At 46.7% G+C, this 18984-nt stretch carries 17 protein-coding genes; 10 read left to right on the plus strand and 7 right to left on the minus strand.

Annotated features, from left to right (window positions below):
* Nucleotides 1-72: 72 nt before the first annotated feature.
* A complete protein-coding gene (locus tag M9194_RS21740; RefSeq protein WP_284676671.1) occupies nt 73-492 on the minus strand; it encodes a type IV pilin protein in 420 nt (139 codons plus the stop codon).
* Between the two features lie 116 nt (nt 493-608).
* Between M9194_RS21740 and M9194_RS21085 the strand changes: the two genes are divergently transcribed.
* The 5 genes from M9194_RS21085 (at nt 609) to tadA (ending at nt 3102) form a co-directional block, all read left to right on the plus strand.
* Nucleotides 609-1109, plus strand: coding sequence for a GspH/FimT family pseudopilin (locus tag M9194_RS21085; RefSeq protein ID WP_250614679.1), 501 nt, complete (start codon nt 609-611; stop codon nt 1107-1109).
* A gap of 121 nt (nt 1110-1230) precedes the next feature.
* Nucleotides 1231-1716: a hypothetical protein gene (locus M9194_RS21090; RefSeq protein WP_250614680.1), complete on the plus strand. Its 486-nt coding sequence runs from the start codon at nt 1231-1233 to the stop codon at nt 1714-1716.
* A 107-nt stretch (nt 1717-1823) separates the two neighbouring features.
* The gene (locus tag M9194_RS21095; protein WP_250614681.1) at nt 1824-2114 is read left to right on the plus strand and encodes a hypothetical protein; all 291 of its coding nucleotides are present in this window, start codon (nt 1824-1826) and stop codon (nt 2112-2114) included.
* Nucleotides 2104-2547: a type IV pilus modification PilV family protein gene (locus M9194_RS21100; RefSeq protein ID WP_250614682.1), complete on the plus strand. Its 444-nt coding sequence runs from the start codon at nt 2104-2106 to the stop codon at nt 2545-2547. Before M9194_RS21095 ends, M9194_RS21100 begins: the two co-directional genes overlap by 11 nt.
* A gap of 54 nt (nt 2548-2601) precedes the next feature.
* Nucleotides 2602-3102 (plus strand): tRNA adenosine(34) deaminase TadA, encoded by a 501-nt coding sequence (tadA, locus tag M9194_RS21105; RefSeq protein ID WP_250614683.1) that lies wholly within the window; start codon nt 2602-2604, stop codon nt 3100-3102.
* A 54-nt stretch (nt 3103-3156) separates the two neighbouring features.
* Here tadA and M9194_RS21745 read toward each other — a convergent pair whose 3' ends face one another.
* Nucleotides 3157-3288, minus strand: coding sequence for a hypothetical protein (locus tag M9194_RS21745; protein ID WP_284676672.1), 132 nt, complete (start codon nt 3286-3288; stop codon nt 3157-3159).
* 177 nt (nt 3289-3465) lie between these two features.
* Entirely contained in the window at nt 3466-5007 is a 1542-nt protein-coding gene (gene mltF / locus M9194_RS21110) for a membrane-bound lytic murein transglycosylase MltF (protein WP_250614684.1), read from the minus strand.
* Between the two features lie 330 nt (nt 5008-5337).
* On the opposite strand from mltF, the gene purL reads away from it, so the two are divergent.
* From purL to M9194_RS21135, 5 genes are all read left to right on the plus strand, one after another.
* Nucleotides 5338-9231, plus strand: coding sequence for a phosphoribosylformylglycinamidine synthase (purL, locus tag M9194_RS21115; RefSeq protein ID WP_250614685.1), 3894 nt, complete (start codon nt 5338-5340; stop codon nt 9229-9231).
* 267 nt (nt 9232-9498) lie between these two features.
* Nucleotides 9499-15570 (plus strand): RHS repeat-associated core domain-containing protein, encoded by a 6072-nt coding sequence (locus tag M9194_RS21785; RefSeq protein ID WP_250614686.1) that lies wholly within the window; start codon nt 9499-9501, stop codon nt 15568-15570.
* Complete coding sequence (locus tag M9194_RS21125; protein WP_250614687.1) at nt 15560-16054, plus strand: hypothetical protein; 495 nt, start codon at nt 15560-15562, stop codon at nt 16052-16054. The genes M9194_RS21785 and M9194_RS21125 overlap by 11 nt, the downstream gene beginning before the upstream one ends.
* 95 nt (nt 16055-16149) lie before the next feature.
* The gene (locus M9194_RS21130; protein ID WP_250614688.1) at nt 16150-16590 is read left to right on the plus strand and encodes a hypothetical protein; all 441 of its coding nucleotides are present in this window, start codon (nt 16150-16152) and stop codon (nt 16588-16590) included.
* A gap of 89 nt (nt 16591-16679) precedes the next feature.
* Nucleotides 16680-17108: a toxin-antitoxin system YwqK family antitoxin gene (locus M9194_RS21135; RefSeq protein WP_250614689.1), complete on the plus strand. Its 429-nt coding sequence runs from the start codon at nt 16680-16682 to the stop codon at nt 17106-17108.
* Between the two features lie 76 nt (nt 17109-17184).
* Here the strand turns inward: M9194_RS21135 and nfi are convergent, their stop codons facing one another.
* The 4 genes from nfi to M9194_RS21155 form a co-directional block, all read right to left on the minus strand.
* Complete coding sequence (gene nfi / locus M9194_RS21140) at nt 17185-17877, minus strand: deoxyribonuclease V (RefSeq protein ID WP_250614690.1); 693 nt, start codon at nt 17875-17877, stop codon at nt 17185-17187.
* 48 nt (nt 17878-17925) lie between these two features.
* Nucleotides 17926-18117 carry a DUF4250 domain-containing protein gene (locus tag M9194_RS21145; RefSeq protein ID WP_250614691.1) on the minus strand — a complete coding sequence of 64 codons (192 nt, stop codon included), beginning with the start codon at nt 18115-18117 and terminating at the stop codon, nt 17926-17928.
* Nucleotides 18114-18323, minus strand: coding sequence for a YaeP family protein (locus M9194_RS21150; RefSeq protein ID WP_250614692.1), 210 nt, complete (start codon nt 18321-18323; stop codon nt 18114-18116). The genes M9194_RS21145 and M9194_RS21150 overlap by 4 nt, the downstream gene beginning before the upstream one ends.
* 84 nt (nt 18324-18407) lie before the next feature.
* The coding region (locus M9194_RS21155) for a glutathione S-transferase family protein (protein ID WP_250614693.1) at nt 18408-18984 on the minus strand (577 nt) is incomplete at its 5' end.

Genomic DNA, 18984 nt, shown 5'->3' on the forward strand with positions numbered 1-18984 from the left:
AACGCTTAGAACTTTTAAAAGGCTTGCATTGTTGCAGGCCTTTTTTCTATCAGCAACGGTTATCAACAACGGTTACCAGCAGCTTTTAGGCGTCATCTCGCCTAAATGATTCAGCATTAACGCCGAATAACTCTCTCCTCCACATTGATCTTGATTTTGCCCTAGCTCTCCCAGTGGCAAAGCCTTTATCGTGTAGCCCGCATCCATTGCAGCAATACTAATCTTGTAACGCTTTCTGTTCACTTCGCAAAAATCTGTGCACAGACCGTTCGCGGACACTGATTCTATATCGTAGCCATTTTGAAAGTGAGACTCTAAATACAGTTGCAGTCGATTCATGTCTGAGATGGCCTGTTGGCGATGGCTTTTCCTTATGTATTGGGTGTAGCTTGGGTAGGCGATGCTGGCTAACGCGCTGATGATTGCGATCACCACTAATAATTCGAGCAATGTCATTCCGCCTACGATTCTTAGAGCATTTTTTTCAAGCATAACCATGAAGATCCTCGATGAATTGTTTAACAGCATCCAGACTATCTTCGATGACATGCTAGTGTTGGCCCAGACTGAATTTTCTATCAACAAGGTGATACTAAGGGTTTTGAGAGATGGCTCGTGGTTTTACGTTGCTTGAGTGCGTTATCGCACTCGTGTTGCTAGCCAGTTTAATGGCGTGGGCGATACCGAATTATCAGGATCTGGCCAATAGCCGACAAATGCATCGGTTTAGCTCTGAGCTGCTTGGCTTGGTTGATCTTGCCAAGTCAGAAGCTGTCTACCGAAACAAAGAGCTGCTATTAAAAGTGCAACCTATAGTAGGCGATAGTTCCATTGGTTGGCAGTTGATACTTATAGCAAGTGATCCTTCGTCAGTCAGCGTTCTCGCGAGTCTATCGAGCCAATCATTTGCTCAATTGACGATGGAAATGACTTATCCTGGCAATCAAATCAAGTTTTACCCAAAAAGAGGCAAGGTCAGTAGTGGCCATCTGATGTTTTATTCCAAGTTGCACCCTGACAAAAGGCTCAAGCTGATCACATCTTATGGTGCGGGAAGAATTCGTTTATGCTCGTTATCTAGCCGTGCGTATGGTTACTCCGATTGCTAGGTATACAGGCTCAATCTCCATTGAACTGTTGGTCTCTTCAGTAATTGGAGTGGTGATTTTAGGCGCTGTAACTCACTTATTTGTCCAGAGTAATAGGCACGCCTCATACCGGACTAAACAAATGCTTTTGCAACAAAAGGTGGTGGCATTGATGATGCAATTTAAGCAAGATGCGCAGCGCGCTGGCTATGATGGTATAGAAGGTAAGAGAATCACCCTACATGGAGAATCCTCAATCATTGTGAGCCAAAGCTCTCCCAGCTCACTTGCTTACTCGTATCGTATTGCGCCAAGCGGTGAGAAAGCCTTTAGAAATATTGCTTATCGTTATCAATCAACCACTAAGCCTGCCCGTTTAAAATACTGTGAAAAAACATCTGCCGCTCCTCTCACTTTTCAGCAAGCCATCACATCTGGTGTAAGCGGCGTGTGCTACTCGCTGTTTGATTCCAACATCATTAGTGTCGATAGTTTTGTCGTATCTTCAGACAAAATAGCAAATACAGATTGGGTCAGTCAGTATCTTCATGTCACGGCGACCGTATCGCTAATTGCTGAGCCAAATAGATCAGCCTCTGGGGCCATTCAACTGCTACTAAGGAATTAATGGTGTTGGTGCACAGTAGGGGTTTTACTACGTTATTGGTCACTAGCTTACTGCTTGGCGCGACGTTTATTCTAGTTTTGGCACTATACAAAAACGTATTTTTTCATATGAAGCAAATTCAAAATGAGCAGAGCTATCGCAGCAGTGTTTGGCAAGCTGAAAGTGGTTTGGAGTGCATGTTTGCCTACATAAAAACCACTCACAATCCATGGGGCAGTCCTTCTTTTTGTCAACCAATTACAGGCAATCCGTTATCGCTCGAAGAGCTGGGGGATGGCCATTTTCGCCTTCATTCAATAAGTGGTTATGTATCACTCTCTCGTGAGCTGGTATTGGTAAGCGTTCAGGGGGAAGAGATTAAAGTAAGTTGGCGAGCTGGAAGTTGGTATGAACATTGATTGTGTTTATTTCACTAACCTTAGAGCTAAAGCACTTGGCTTAACCTTTATTGATGTCATGACCGCACTGTTCATATTAAGTTTGGGCACTTTATCTTTAGTTAAACTCCAGCTTTATGCTGAAAAAAGTGCCGACTGGACAAGTGCGAGTATACAAGCGCTAAATTTGGCGGAAGCCAAGTTGGAGTGGTTTCGAACTCGTGGTGCAGATCAGGAAAAGTCATCCATACCCGTGGCTAGCTTTAAACAGGATATTGTGTCTGGCAAAGAGCAAATTGGCGAGACATATCTCATGGTGTGGAAGGTAACCAGTGTGGCGCCTTTGCCAAGTTTAAAACACATCATAGTCACTGTGAGTTGGAGCGATAGGTTTAGCAAACCACAGCAAGTGATGCTGCAAACTTACCTTAGTCAATATAGCGAGTTTGATTAACGGATATGGTAGCATACGGCAGATAACGATTAGTGTGAGGCGATAAAGACAACTATGGCGCAGGATTCATTTTCTGAACAAGATCGACAATTTATGCGACGGGCGTTGGAGCTGGCAAAAAGCGCTGAAGATGAAGGGGAAGTGCCTGTTGGTGCAGTCTTAGTCAAAGATGGTGTCGTTATTTCTGAGGGGTGGAACCGCTCTATCATTAGCCATGATGCAACGGCGCACGCTGAAATACAAACCTTGCGTAAAGCGGGTGAATCGCTTGAGAATTATCGTCTACTTGATACCACATTGTATGTGACACTAGAGCCTTGCCCTATGTGTGCGGGCGCTATTTTACATAGCCGAGTGAAACGTGTGGTATTTGGTGCTTATGATCAAAAAGCAGGGGCAGCAGGAAGCGTGTTGAACTTGTTCGATAGCCAAGCTGCTTATCACTATGCCGACGTCGAAGGCGGTTTAATGGAGCACGAATGTAGGGAAACGTTACAAGCCTTTTTTAAACGTCGTCGTAAAGAAATAAAACAGAAGAAGAAAGAAGAGAAGTGAAGGGGTTAAGCAAACATCTGTCAATCAGATGCTTGCATTCTTGGTTTGTCTCACCTAAGCGGCGACAAATTGTTTATAAGCTCGATTTCGCCAAATAACTTTTTTCTTGTTATTTGCTAACATGCGTTTACGCCTATTGGCGGAGGCAGTTTGGCTGAGGCGTTTCGAGCGCAGTGTGCGTTTCATACTACAACCTCTTTTTTACAACAAATCACACACCCAGCGAATGTTACTGAGTGCTATGACTGTATATCTTTGGAATGTTACCAGCGTATGACATGCGGAAGGAGTTTCCGCTATTTACGTGGAATTGCGCTAATTTTATACAGTTTTAAACCGTATGTGAAGCCATTTTAAATGTTTTTATTTACTGCCTTTTTGTGATGTATTGGTCGTTTCTGCTGATGAAACAGCGGCAGCGGCCCCGGAGGTGGCAAGTTCTGGGGGCTGGATGACTTTAATATCATCTACGTTGGTATCAGAGGGGGAGGCTACGGTATAGCTTTGGTCAACATAACCGATGATGCTTTGATAATAGCGCCTAATGTTTTCTACATAACCTCTGGCTTCGTCACCGCGCGCGTAGCCATAACGGGTACGACTGTAATATTTCTTCTGTTTGAGTAGCGGCAAGCGGTCTTTCACATCACTCCAAGCATCTGGATTGCCACCTTGCAGCTTGGTGAGTCGTCGTGCATCCATCATGTGGCCAAAGCCCATGTTATAGGAGGCAAGTGCAAACCAAATCTTTTCGTGGTCGTTGATGCTGTCAGGGACTCTTTGCACCATTCTGCGCAGGTATTCAACACCGCCTCGCACCGATTGTTCGGGATTGAGTCGATTGGTGACGCCAACACTTTTTGCGGTAGGTAACGTCAACATCATCATGCCACGTACCCCAGTTGGAGACACCGCTCTAGGGTTCCAATGGGATTCTTGATACGCGATGGCGGCGATAAGTCGCCAGTCAAAGTTGCCAGCGAATTCTTTAAAAATCGGCTCCCACTTGGGTAATTTCACATCCAATGCCCGAATAAAAGCACGTGTATCGACATAATCAAACGTATTGATATGGCCGATGTACTTCTCTTCTAAAGTGGCGAGTTGACCCGATTGTTTAAGGTTGCCAAAAAACTCGATCATTAAAGCGTATAAGCTCTCATCGTCTGAGCGGCGCAAATACCATGAAATTGGCTGATCTTCGGTAAGTTCAAATGCAGAGGCAAGGTTTGGATGAATACGCTGAGATAAGGAAAGCTCAACTGAGTCTGCAACCGTGAAATCAATGCTCCCCTCTGAGACTTTTTTTAGCAGCTCATTCACATCGGCTTGTTTTTCAGCGATGAATTTCAGCTTTGGATGCTGTTTTTGAATATTGGTTAAGGTGCTGTTGAAGTGAGAATCGCCGACGACTTCAAAGATTGGCTTGTCGTCGTTTTTCTTTATCAGCGCATCTTGTTTGGCAATCAAGTCTTTTATACTTCTTGGCTTCCAACCGCCTTTTCGATAAACCAATTGTTGGCTGACATAATAGTAGGCAGGTCCGGCACGAAATTGTTTTAAGCGCTCTTCTGAAGGGCTGATACCCGCAGCGATAATATCAATATCACCATGCTTAAGAGCTGGGTATAGGGTAGAAACGCGATAGGCGGGTTTCATTTCTAATTTGACGCCCAATTCATTAGCAAATTCTCTCGCAAGCTCGTAATCAACACCCGCAGGGCCATCTGGACCGATATAGTATGAGATCTGGTTGTTTAGCGTACCGACGCGCAATATGCCACGCTCGCGAATTTGGTCTAGCTCACTTTTCGGCTTTGACTCGATTTGGCACCCTGCTAGCAGCAACGAAATGGTGGCAATCGCAAACGTGTTTTTGATGCGATGAAAACAAAATTTATGCATTAACGGTTTTTCTCATACTACTTGTAGCTAAACAACTTCTCCCAAAAACTATTCTGGTATCTATATTTATATCAAAGTGATAGCGAATGGTAAATTAGGCTCCATGTTGGGCTTTTCATTTCCTTGAACTCCTTTTCATTAAACTTTCGTCAAATAGCATAGAAAAAAATGACGCAAACGGTTGCTTTAGTTGTTACATCACCTAACTAAATCCTTTATAATGCGCTCGAAATCTAAAGGTGTTATCGGCATAAGCTTGATTTCCATAAGTGTAACGTATTGAGTTTATACCCATATCACCTTAATCAACTGCATAAGAGACCTAAGCACATGAGAATTTTGCGTGGCTCCCCAGCTCTATCAGAGTTTCGTGTTAATAAACTACTAGAACTTTGTCGTGAACATCAATTGCCAGTAACTGGCATGTACGCAGAGTTTATGCACTTTGCTGATCTAAATGCAGACCTTGATCATGCTGAGATCGAGAGATTGGAAAAGCTGTTAACCTATGGCCCGACAATCGATGAGCATGAGCCAACAGGTTTATTGCTTCTAGTCACTCCTCGCCCAGGTACCATTTCTCCTTGGTCTTCTAAATCAACAGACATCGCTCATAATTGTGGCCTTGCTAAAGTCAAACGTCTAGAGCGAGGCACCGCTTACTATATAGAGTCTTCTACTGAATTATCAGAAGAGCAAGTGACAACCGTTAAATCTCTGATCCATGATCGCATGATGGAATCAGTAATGAGTGATTTTGAATCGGCTCACGCGTTGTTCAAGGTGGCGGAGCCTGCCCCGGTTGCGCATGTTGATATCTTAACTGGCGGCCGAAAGGCGCTTGAGGAAGCAAACGTTTCCCTTGGCTTGGCGCTAGCCGAAGATGAAATTGATTATTTGGTGGAAAACTTCACCAAACTTGAGCGAAACCCTAATGACATCGAACTCATGATGTTTGCTCAGGCCAACTCGGAGCACTGCCGACACAAAATCTTTAATGCAGATTGGACCATTGATGGGGTTAAACAAGATAAGTCTCTGTTTAAAATGATTAAGAATACCTATGAGACGACCCCAGACCATGTACTGTCTGCTTACAAAGATAATGCTGCGGTCATGACTGGTTCGAATGTTGGCCGATTCTTCCCTGATCCAGAGTCACGTCAATATAACTACCATCAAGAAGACGCACACATCTTGATGAAGGTAGAAACCCATAACCATCCTACCGCTATTTCTCCTTGGCCTGGTGCTTCAACCGGATCGGGCGGCGAAATTCGTGATGAAGGCGCAACAGGGATCGGCGGCAAGCCAAAAGCGGGTTTAGTTGGTTTTACCACATCTAACTTGCGCATCCCCAACTTTGTCCAGCCGTGGGAAACCGATTTTGGTAAGCCAGGCCGCATCGTTAATGCATTAGATATCATGCTTGAAGGTCCACTTGGTGGCGCTGCCTTTAACAATGAATTTGGTCGTCCGAACTTATTGGGCTATTTCCGTACTTACGAAGAAAAAGTCACTTCACATGCTGGTGAAGAAGTGCGCGGTTACCACAAGCCAATCATGATAGCTGGCGGTATGGGCAATATTCGTGATGAGCATGTACAGAAAAAAGAGATCCCCGTTGGCGCAAAACTGATTGTATTGGGTGGCCCTGCCATGAACATTGGCCTCGGTGGTGGCGCGGCCTCTTCCATGGCTTCTGGTCAATCTGCTGAAGATCTCGACTTTGCTTCAGTGCAGCGTGAGAACCCAGAAATGGAGCGACGCTGTCAGGAAGTGATCGATCGCTGCTGGCAACTCGGTGATGACAACCCTATTGCCTTTATTCACGATGTTGGTGCGGGCGGTATTTCCAATGCTTTACCTGAACTGGTTGATGATGGAGAGCGCGGTGGCAAATTCCAATTGCGTGATGTGCCAAATGATGAACCTGGCATGAGTCCACTTGAGATTTGGTGTAATGAATCACAAGAGCGTTATGTGTTAGCTGTCGCAACAGAAAACATGCCGCAATTTGATGCCATCTGTAAGCGTGAGAGAGCACCTTATGCTGTGGTGGGTGAGGCGACTCAAGAGCGTCATTTGACGCTAGAAGATTCTCACTTTGAGAATACGCCCATTGATATGCCTATGGATATTCTATTAGGCAAACCGCCTAAGATGAGCCGTGAAGCGAACACATTAAAAGTAGACAGCCCGGCGATAGATCGTTCAGGTATCGAAATTAATCAAGCGGTCGATCGCGTGCTGCGTCTTCCGACCGTGGCAGAGAAAACCTTCCTTATCACCATTGGCGATCGCACCGTAACTGGTTTGGTCGCTCGCGATCAAATGGTCGGCCCGTGGCAGGTTCCAGTCGCTAACTGCGCGGTCACAGCGGCCAGCTATGATTCTTACTACGGTGAAGCAATGTCTATGGGTGAACGTACCCCCGTTGCTTTGCTCGATTTTGGCGCTTCTGCTCGATTGGCAGTAGGGGAGTCGTTAACCAACATCGCGGCGACCGATATTGGCGACATCAAGCACATTAAATTGTCTGCGAACTGGATGTCGCCTGCGGGTCACCCAGGAGAAGATGCAGGTCTTTACGAAGCCGTCAAAGCAGTGGGTGAAGAGCTTTGTCCGGCGCTGGGTTTGACCATCCCTGTGGGTAAAGACTCAATGTCGATGAAAACCAAATGGCAAGATAACGGTGAGAACAAAGAAGTGACCTCACCACTTTCTCTGGTGATCACCGCATTTGGTCGTGTTGAAGATGTTCGGAAGACGGTCACGCCTCAGTTGCGCACAGATAAAGGTGAAACTCACTTAGTTCTTGTCGACTTGGGTAGCGGTAAAAATCGCTTGGGCGCTACGGCGCTCGCGCAGGTTTACAAGCAGCTTGGTGATAAGCCAGCCGATGTCGATAACGCTGAGCATCTCAAGGGCTTCTTCAATGCCATGCAAACCTTAGTGCGTGATGACAAACTATTGGCTTATCATGACAAAGGCGATGGCGGATTATTAGTGACACTTGCTGAGATGGCGTTTGCTGGCCACTGCGGCGTGAAAGCAAATATCGAAGCCTTAGGTGAAGACACATTAGCTGCGCTGTTTAACGAAGAGCTTGGCGCTGTGGTTCAGGTTCAAAGTGACCACCTTGATGCAGTGATGGCAGTACTTGCAGAGCAAGGCCTAGAAAACTGCACACATATTATCGGTCAGGTAGAAGATTCCGATGAGTTTGTCATTACTTCTGGTAGCACTGAGGTGCTAAGCCGTTCTCGTACCGAGCTGCGCACCATCTGGGCAGAAACCACGCATAAAATGCAATCACTACGCGACAACCCAGTATGTGCTGAGCAAGAATTTGAAGCGAAGAAAGACAATTCTGATCCGGGATTAAACGTATCGCTTAGCTATGATGTAAACGAAGATATCGCAGCGCCTTATATCATCAAGGGAGCGAAGCCAAAAATGGCGATTTTGCGTGAGCAGGGCGTGAACTCTCACGTTGAGATGGCGGCTGCGTTTGACAGGGCAGGTTTTGAATCTGTTGATGTCCATATGAGCGATATTTTAACAGGGCAGACGGCGCTTGATGAGTTTAACGGCTTAGTGGCTTGCGGAGGCTTCTCCTACGGTGACGTACTTGGCGCAGGTGAAGGTTGGGCGAAATCTGTCCTATTCAACGCTCACGCACGCGAACAGTTTGAGCGCTTTTTCAAGCGTAACGATACTTTCTCTTTAGGGGTATGTAATGGCTGTCAGATGCTGTCTAATTTGAAAGAGCTCATCCCCGGGGCAGATCTGTGGCCTCGATTCGTGCGTAATGAATCGGAGCGTTTTGAAGCTCGCTTTAGCTTAGTGGAAGTTCAACAGTCGGATTCGGTATTCTTCAACGGTATGACGAATTCACGCATGCCAATCGCGGTTTCTCATGGTGAAGGCCGAGTTGAAGTTCGCGATAGTGAGCACCTAGCCTCGATTGAAAACTCGGGCACCGTCGCGCTACGTTTTGTCGATAATCACGGCCACGCGACGCAGCAGTATCCGAACAACCCGAATGGCTCACCGAATGCCATCACAGGTTTAACAACCACAGATGGCCGCGTCACCATCATGATGCCACACCCAGAGCGAGTATTCCGCACGGTAGCAAACTCGTGGGCACCTGAAGGTTGGGGTGAAAACGGCGCATGGATGAGAATGTTCCAAAATGCCCGTAAGAATATTGGCTAAGCAATAGCTTTCCAGCGCAAACTAAAGCCAAAGCCGCAGTGTAAAAACTGCGGCTTTATTGTATTTAAGACTGGATTGAATAAGTCCTTGTCGATAGTCAGAAAAGCTCCCCATTGCCCAAATAACCCACAACTGATGCCAAACCAAGCGAAGTTTGCCGAGATATTATTCAATCAATTTGATATTTCCTGGCAATGATTCCTTAGCTTTCAAGCCTTTGCTAGTATCGCCTGCACAATAATACGCATATCAAAAAGGCTAACGTCAGTGAGTTACAAAGCGGTTCCTGTTCGTGATTTGATGGTCCATGAGTTTGGCTCGGTGGAAGGCAGTATCAATAACTTGGATGAGGGCGCGCTCAAGCCGTTTTTGCCCACTAATCTGAGCGTGGAGCAACTGATACAGCAGGTGCAGCAAGGCGATTATGCCTTACTCCATGACTTTCCTGTGGTGCCGTTATTGACTAAAGAGAAAGACGAGTTTGGTGTGAGCCGTTGGGTGCTTAACCCAGAAACGGAAGGCTTAATCGAGCCTGAGGCTCAGCAAGCAATATTGGCGCGCACTCAAATCCAAGCCTCTCCCAGTGCATATACAGCCAGTAACAACGGCAACTTGCATCCACCGGCCCCTATGCCGCCTTATATCCCACCTCCGCCTAAACTCGATTATTCTGACGCGCCACCCGAGCGCAAATATGAGTATTGCTTTGAGCTTTCATGCTCGGAGGAAACGGTACAACGGCACGTGGGGTGTTGTTTTGCGTTAGCCAAAACGAAATCCGAAGCTAAATTGCGTGGTTGGAATGCTTTGCCGACTGAACAAGGCAACGTATTGACCACTTATGCGGCCTTTGATGAGCCCAAATCTTTACGAGCGGACATCATGTCGGCGGCCTTGTGCGTTTCCCCTACCTCGCCCGTCAAGCTGGGTAAGAGAGGCACCACCGTCGCGCAAGATGGCTTTATCGCGGTGATGCCTGCATTGCAATCGGACAATTGGTTGGGCTGGCCGAAGCAGGGCTATTTTTATCACTTTGCTAGCGGTGCTTTGGTGCAAGAGTATAAAATTGCGCCTGGGAAGATGGGCCGGTTCTATGGCACGCGCAGCACGCCAGAGCAGCTGAATGATGAGCAGCGCTACCGCTTTTTTCAAAATGCCATCCTGGTGTATTGGAAGCAGGATGGTCAGGTGGTGGATAACCAATATTTGGTCTACCTTGAGCAGCAAATCACCGAAGACGAGTTGCATGGAGCCAGTGACGCCTGGTTAGGTGAGCATGGCGTCAAGCTCGATATTCCTAGTGTGTTGGCCGCCATCAAATCGCCCGTGCTGCCTGTACCACAATCAAAGCCCAAGCCGCCAGAGCCAGTGAGCCCGAACACGCACACGGTCGGGACAGACCCCAAAACGGGGGAGCGAGAAACGTGGTCGGCCATCGCTCATCACTATAACGTGACGCCCTCTGAGTTGCTCTCGTTTAACTCAGCATTTCATCAAGACCCGTCGTCATTGAAAGTGGGCGACACGCTTCAAGTAGAAGCGCCGCTCAAAGCGCCCCCGCCAGCCTCCAAGCCGATGGGCGCGCCAGCTCAAAGCCCGCAAACGTATCACCAAGCGCTGAACTGCGTGTATCGCTCATCATCGGCGATGTTACCCAATCGCACCCTGTATGCCATCACAGAGATGGACTCACTGAGTCAAGCGATTCCTATTGTCAATTTGACCAAAGTGCCCGCAGAGCACAATGCGCACGTGGTGTATCACAATGCCTTTGATGAGCCCGTCACCGGGGCGCCTTACACCGTGATGGAAACGGGAGAAACCGGCGTTACGGACAGCGAGGGTAAAGTCAGAAAGACGCACCTGAGTCAACCGGTGACAGTGCGTTTTGGCGACGACCCGACTCAACTCAAAGCCCGACTGGCTGCGTTAAAACAACGAGCGGAGCCGCTCATTGAGAAAATCGTTGCCGCCGTGGAAAAGCAAGGCGCCAAGACACAAGCCCAGTTTGATCTCGCCCATACCAGCGCTCTGGGACGCAAGGTGGGGTACGCTGAGGAAGCGGCCACCTCCATGGCGAAAGGGGCGTGGGAGGCGATTTACGGCGGGGCGAAGTCGATAGCGGAGCTGGTTGAGCAAGGCGTATCGGCCACGGAGGACATGTACGATGCCACTAAAAAGGAGTTCGCTAAAGGGTATTCGGCGATGTATCAAGACACCGCCGACAAACTGAATGCGTTAGGTACAAAACTCGAGCAAGCGCCGCATTGGGTGGTCGAAAAAACGCAATACGTCAAAGAGGCGTTGAGTCACCTGCCTGATACGCTGCAACACGATTACGTCATGCTCAATTGGTTGCGACACGACGCCGAGTTCAGTGAGATGCTGAGCGACTTTGCTCATCGTATCCAAGCGGTGCTTGCCAAATACCCCGCTTATGATGTGGAGCAAGGCGCGAAGATTATTGGCGGTTGGGTGAGTACGATATTGCTGGGCGCCCTGACCGATGGCGCAACGGCATTGGCCTCTGGTGCTGAGGTTTCCGCCATCAGTGCCGAAGCGGCGGAGGCGGTGAAAGCGGCTAATTCGGCAGGACATGTGGCCTCGGGGGCGTTTTATGGGGTGCCGATTAAGCTCATGAGTGAGCTCAGTGATGTGTTCATTGAAGCGGCTGACGCGGTGATTCAATCCCATCGAGCGCGCGAAGTAACCTTAAAGCCGGGAGAGCGTCTCATCAGTAAAGCGCCTGAGCCTAAGGTGTTTGAGCCCAAATCCGCCAAACTCGAGGGCAAAGCGACGGAACATACCTCAGAGCCTGGGAAAACGAAAACCGGGGAGCCTTCTGAGCCCAACGCCAAATGCAGCACGGCCGGGGAGCCCGTCAGTACCTTCTCTGGTGAAGAGCTGCTGAGTTTTATCGATTATCAGCTGTCAGGCCCCATCGACTTTCGTTGGCAGCGCACCTATCGAACCGCCAGTAGTCAGAGTGACTCATCACAGGGTTATGGTTGGAGCTCGCCGCTGGATGAATCGCTGACCGTGCGCGATGACCGTCTGCATTACTCAGACGCCGAGGGGCGAACCATTGAACTGCCCATCCCTTGGCAAAGCGTGACCCGTAATACCCGAGAAGGCGTCAGTGCCTATCGAACCGAGCTCGACGAGCAACCCGCTATTGCTGTCACCCTGCCATCGGGGCTAATGCAGCTCTTTACTTTGCATGGTGAGCGCTGGCGGGCCCAGCGACTACAAGACTCCTTGGGTAATGCCCTGTCTTATCACTATCGTGAGGGACGGCTGATTCGATTAGAAGGCAGCTGGGGGCGCGGTATCGCGCTCACATGGTATGGCAGCAAGGTAGCCAGTATTGCGCCTATCCATTTGATGGTGGAGGACGGTGAAGCTTCGTGGCAGACCCTGCCTGCAGTTATGCAGTACCAATACGATGGACAAGGCGATTTAATTGCCACGCGCAACCGGCTGGGCCATGGTGAGGACTATGGTTACGCCCATCACCTGATTACTAAAAGAACTCTCGCCAGCGGTTATCAATTTCATTTTGAATGGGATGGCCAAGATGAGCACGCTCGCTGCTTAAGAAGTTACGGGGATAATGGTCATTACGACTATCGTTTTGAATGGGAGCCAGAGCATCATCGTTGCCATGCCACCGATGGACGCGGCCTCACGACCACCTATGTGCATAACGACAGCGGTCAGCTCATCACTACGATTTTTCCTGATGGGGCGACAGAGCACCGAGGTTACGATGAGCACGGTCAACTCACGACCCTGACCGATGCGGACGGTCACACCACTCATACCTGCTTTGATGAACAAGGCAACCTGCTTCGCCAGACCGATGCCCTGGGCCGCACCACTCACATCGGTTACGACGACAACGGTAATCCTACCGAGTTGACCGACAGTGAAGGCCATCAATCACGCCGACACTTTGATGACCATGGTTTACTTACCCATGCGCAAGATGCGCAAGGCCATATCACGCAATATCAATACAATGAATTAGGCTATCCCACCCAAATCACGGCCCCAGATGGCACGCAGCAGCGCTTGCTGTGGAACCAATATGGTGACTTGGTGGCCGAGTCGTTGCCCACTGGCGGCTGGCAACGTTATTGCTATGATATGGAAGGCCGAATCACGCACATCCAACAAGCCGATGGCCGAGCCAATCAGTACCAGTATGATGAGTTAGGCCGCCCAACCCGTATCCAATTGGCAGATGGTGGCACGCAACAGTTGCAATGGGATGCCAGCGATAGGCTTCTGAGCGTGACCGACCAAGACCGTCGCACTACCTCGTACGAATACGCCGATGGCTTGGCGCAAATCACCAAGCGGATTGATGCCGAGGGCAATGCGCTTCACTATCGTTATGATGCAGAGCGAAACTTGATAGGGCTGACCAATGAGCAAGGTGAGCACTATCATTTTGAATACGATGAGCAAGAGCGACTCATCCAAGAGGTTGGCTTTGATGGCCGTATCCAAGCGTATGAATACAGCCCAGCGGGTCAGCTGTTAGTCGCGCATCAAAAATTTGCGCAGCAAGGTCCGGGGGCGATCACTCGATTTAAACGTGATGCGTTGGGGCAACTGCTGGAAAAGCATTTGCCGGATGGCGCGCGAGAGCACTTCGCTTACGACCATCAAGGCCAACTGACGCTGGCTGAAAACGACGATGCTAAGGTTGAGTTTCTCTATGGCGCGAATGGCGAGCTGCTCAGTGAAAGCCAAAACGGCTACACCCTCACGCATCAATACGATGCCATGGGTAACCGGATTGCCACGAACACTCCAGACGGCCAACACATCGAATACGGTTATGGCAAAGGCTCACAGCTGACAGAAACCAGACTGAACGGTCAGCGTATCTCCCAACATGGTTATGATGCTTTAGGTCGAGAAACCCAGCGCCGTCAAGGCCAATTGCTGAGTCAATACCGCTATGATGCCCAGTCTCGCTTAACCTCCCACAAGGCGATAAAACACAACACCTTAACGATAGGGCGAGAGTATGGTTACTACGCCAATGGCGCGCTGCGCTCGATACGTGATGCTCGCCATGGTCTGAGTCAATTCTTTTATGACCGAGCCGATAGGCTGACTCATGTCTCTGGGCCAGTGGTTGAGCACTTTGTCTACGACCCCGCAGGTAACCTGCTCAGTGATGGGCAGCATCACCCCGGGACTACCGAAGTCAAACAAAACCGCTTGCTCGGTTATGGTCACACTCGCTACGACTACGACGCCTTTGGTTCACTGCTGAGTGAGCACAGCCCCAACACCACCGTGCGTTATCAATATGATGGCAAGCAGCAATTGGTGCGAATGGCTCGTAATGGAAAGCAGGTACATTTTCAATACGACGCGTTAGGTCGGCGGATTGCCAAACGGAGCGAAAAAGGCGACACCCAGTTCATCTGGGATGGCGATGTGCTTCTCCAAGAAAGGCAAGGAGAGCGCAGTAAACTGTATCTTCATGAGCCGAACACCTTCCGGCCGTTAGCTCAAGTGGTGGAAGGGCAAGTCTATCACTATCAACTGGATCACATCGGAACTCCTAGAGAGCTGACCGACAGTGATGGCAACATCGTGTGGTCGGTACAATATCGCGCCTACGGTTCAGTGGTGTGCAAGCACGTTGACAGCATTGAAAACAACCTGCGCTTTCAAGGTCAGTATTACGATGACGAAACAGGGCTTCACTACAACCGCCATCGCTATTACAATCCCAAACTCGGCCGCTATCTCAGCCAAGACCCACTAGGGCTTGAAGGGGGCAACAACGCTTACCTTTACGGTGTTAACCCGATTAACTGGGTTGATCCGCTTGGGTTGAAGTGTAAGGAAGACAATAAATACTTTAGAGATAGCATAGAATATAAAGCACCTGATTCTGGTACGGGCATAACATACAAAGTTCACCAACAAGAAATTGATCCAGATCTCTTTATTCCTCGGCGCGGTAAAACTAACAGAGAAATAATGACGAGTAATGGCGCTCCATATGTATATAAAAATGGGAAGTTTTCTCAATTACATTTACACCACTCAAGGCAAAATGCTAGAGGACCACTATTTGAACTTAGTGATAAAGCACACAGAGCTAGAACAAGCCGGGGAGGTGAAGCTTTACATCCATATAAAACTAAACGAGGTCGCGCTCTGAATGGGCCAGGGTTTGGGCCCAAGAAGTCTCAGCACCCAAACTACCCGGTGGACAGAAAGCCTTTTGACATAGATCGAAAGAATTATTGGTCCGATAGAATTAATAAGATTGAAAAAATAATGGAACAAAAAAATGATAAATAGAAAAGTGTTGGATTTGTTAAAAGACGAACAAATGCCAAAAAATAAAAGCGAATTTGATCGCCTGTTAAAAAGCGTTCGTAAAAGTGGTGCGAACATACCAAAATTTAGTTTCGATTCAATGATCCTTACACAGGAACAAGCTATTGAAGCTTTAAGTGCTATTAAAATTGATCCCCACTCTTCATTTTATTTTCTTTATAGCAAAATTCAGAATTTTCCAGTTCGAAGGTATGACGAACTACATAATCTCGACCAAATAGTCGAGTTGAAAAATGATGGATACTGGGATGATGAATATCCTGGCTTTTCTAACTCATTTCTTGAGTTAAGCTCAATTGAAGGAGAAGGTTCGTTTTTTTATGAAATTAAAACTGATCATGTCTACGATGTTGAATTTAGTCTTATGGATGACTTCGTCTCTGGTAAAATCAAGCCTACGTGGAAATCATTTAATGAGTTTATTGAATGGTATTATGAGGTGTAATATACAAGTAGAATATCTTATGGGCGGAAATTACAAGGACATACACCACAGTCAAAAATTTTACCATTAAAACTTAAAATAATTGGGATTCCTCAATGGCTAGGCTAACAAAAGACAAGGCTATTGTCGTAGCAAAAGGCCTTAATCTACCTGATATTGTGGTTGATATAATAGCAGGAAATATTCCCTCGTCATTAGTGAACTATTTTTCCGCACCTATGTATTATGACTTGACACTAGATGAACAAAACGCATATGGCTTTGAATCTGTCTTACCACTTTGGGCAGATACTAATGGTAACTTGATCTTTTCTTACGACAAGCTAAATGACGACTATTTTTGTTTCTATTGGGATGGCACTATCGAATCAAGGTATTCAACTTGGAATGATCTAATGAAGGACACTATGTCATTAGTAATAGAAAATATTTGGGAAGAACAATCTGAGGATGAGGTTCTTAATGAGGTGAAATTTATTTTTAATAGATTTGAGGTTGGAAATATAGATGATGTTTTTAACAGTATAGTCAGATAGTGACTGGTTTTAAAAATTACTACCAGTGACTTGGAGCTTCTTATAGAAAAGATGTTATTTATAAATTCAAAAATTATACTCTTCATTATATGACTAAGAAATTGCGTGTTGACGAGAACTTATTTGATTACGATGATGATTTGGTTGTTTTTGATGGGGAATGGTTTACTGGGGTAGGTTATTTACTGTTTGAAAACGGAAATGGCCAAGTAGAATATGAAACATTATACAAAAATGGTTTACCGCATGGCTACGAAAAGCATTGGTACCCTAATGGAAAACTTTCCTATGATCAGTCAGTTAAAAATGGCGCTCCACATGGAACAAGTAGATTCTGGTATGAGAATGGTCAACTCAAAAAAGAAAGAATCGCTGAATATGGTATTGTATTAAAAGAAACGGATTACCATATAGATGGCTCAGTAGAAGGAGTATACGATATTAATGAAGATCCTAATTCGTATGAACTATTACTCAGCTTTCGGGAAAGTCGTAAAAACGACGGTAAAGAGTGGTAAAGATTAATGAAAGTGTATGTAAATACAGAGGGATAAACGAATCCTTCTGTATTCTTTAACTTTAACCGTTAACTTTCTAATGAGCGTTAGGAAGAGAGCTATTAAGTATGGATCTAGAAATCTGATCTGATAATCGAGTGGTTTCAGGAAGTCGATATTTCGTTGTTAACTTCATCACCCACTGACATGCACTATCGAGGTTAATTTTATGTCCAATCGACACATAAACGGGCTTAACATTACTTCTAGTTCTTAGCGCAGCACCTATTACTTTTCCATTATGATTAATGTATTCAGCATCGCCTTTGTGGCTGCCTACCTCGTTAAATTCTCCCAGCAATAAATTCTTTGCACAACCAATAGTGGGTATGTCATATAAAAGGCCCAAGTGGCATGCGAGTCCAAAGCCTCTTGGGTGCGCAATGCCTTGTGCATCGCAAATAATTAAATCTGGCGTTATTTTCAACTTATCAATTGCTTTGGTAAGGATTGGCAGCTCACGAAAAGAAAAAAGGCCTGGGATATAAGGAAAAGTCGCCTGTCCTGAAAAAGATTGATACTCGACCATCTCTAACGTTTTAGTGCATAGGACCACAGCGACCGAAACGATGTTATCTGTTCTTTTGTCGTAGGTTACGTCGACGCCAGCCACATAATCAATTTGATTGACTGGATTAGTCATATCTACTTTTTGGGATAAGGTATCTTGTAATTTGGTCGCTTCATCAACAGACAAGTTCCAACTATGGGAAAGTGTTGGTGCTTTCATATATTAATCTTTTAAGTTTTTATTGTTGTAAGTTGGGGCCAGTTTTTATTAGCGAAATTGCCCTACATCGGTCAAATATTCAAATCCGGCATCGGCGAGTTTTTTCTCCAGGGCTTGCCTGCTGATATCAAAGAAATTGGTGAGTTTGTCGAGATCTCCGTTGAAGTCATCTCTTAGCTTCATGTTTACGATACTCATTAGCATGATGGCATCCATTGTCTCAAAGTTGGCCAAGTTCATGATTTGTCCTCAAAGTCTGATATCAGCAAATTCGCAGCGGCAAAAGCAGCTTTTTCCCTTGTTTCACGTGGTAATGAGTCATCTGACGCAATGTCATTTAACGCTTTTACCGCGCAGGAAATGGCTTGGGGTACATAGCCTTGATCGCCACTGCCAATTTGGGCGTAAAACTCTCGTACTAAATCACAACAGCCGTAGATTTGCATGGTGGTTCCTATTTTGACCTTATTCGATGGCCAATATACACAGATAAGCCATATGAATAAAGCCAATAGGAGTTAAAGCAATCCCTAGTTTAAATCTGGCGGAATCAGCACATTTTTCGCGTTGTTACGTTCTTGCATTCTATTGATGTAACTCAATAAGTTTGGCCATTGTTGGAAAAGATCATCGCAGTGCGGCAGTTTTTGCAGATAATCAAGGATTGGAGTCAGTAACGCGTCAGCAATGGAGTAGTATTCAGAGCAAAAGTATTCCTGTTCGCTAAGCTGGTTATGCAGTATGGCAAAGATACGTTGTAATTCCGGCTTGATTTTATCTATGTGCGTCCAACGAATTTCTCCGTTATTGCCTTTCGGCATAGTCAACTCGAGTAGGAAATGCTTTACCAATGTGTCGTAAACGTAGCTGGATATGGCCGAGCACCATTGATCAACAATGGCACGTTGGTAAACCGATGCTGGTTGCAGTGACACGCCAGGAAAAACATCATCTAAGTAGCGTGCAATGGCTGCGGTTTCAAATAATGTTATTTGGTTATGGACTAACACAGGTCCCTTGCCAAACGGATGCAACTCTAGGTGCAGGGGGCTGCTTTTTTGTATCTCGTCGCCAAAAGGTTCCAGCCCTATTGAATATGAGATTTGT

This window comes from Vibrio sinus, assembly GCF_023634645.1.
GTDB classification, from domain to species: Bacteria; Pseudomonadota; Gammaproteobacteria; order Enterobacterales; family Vibrionaceae; genus Vibrio; species Vibrio sinus.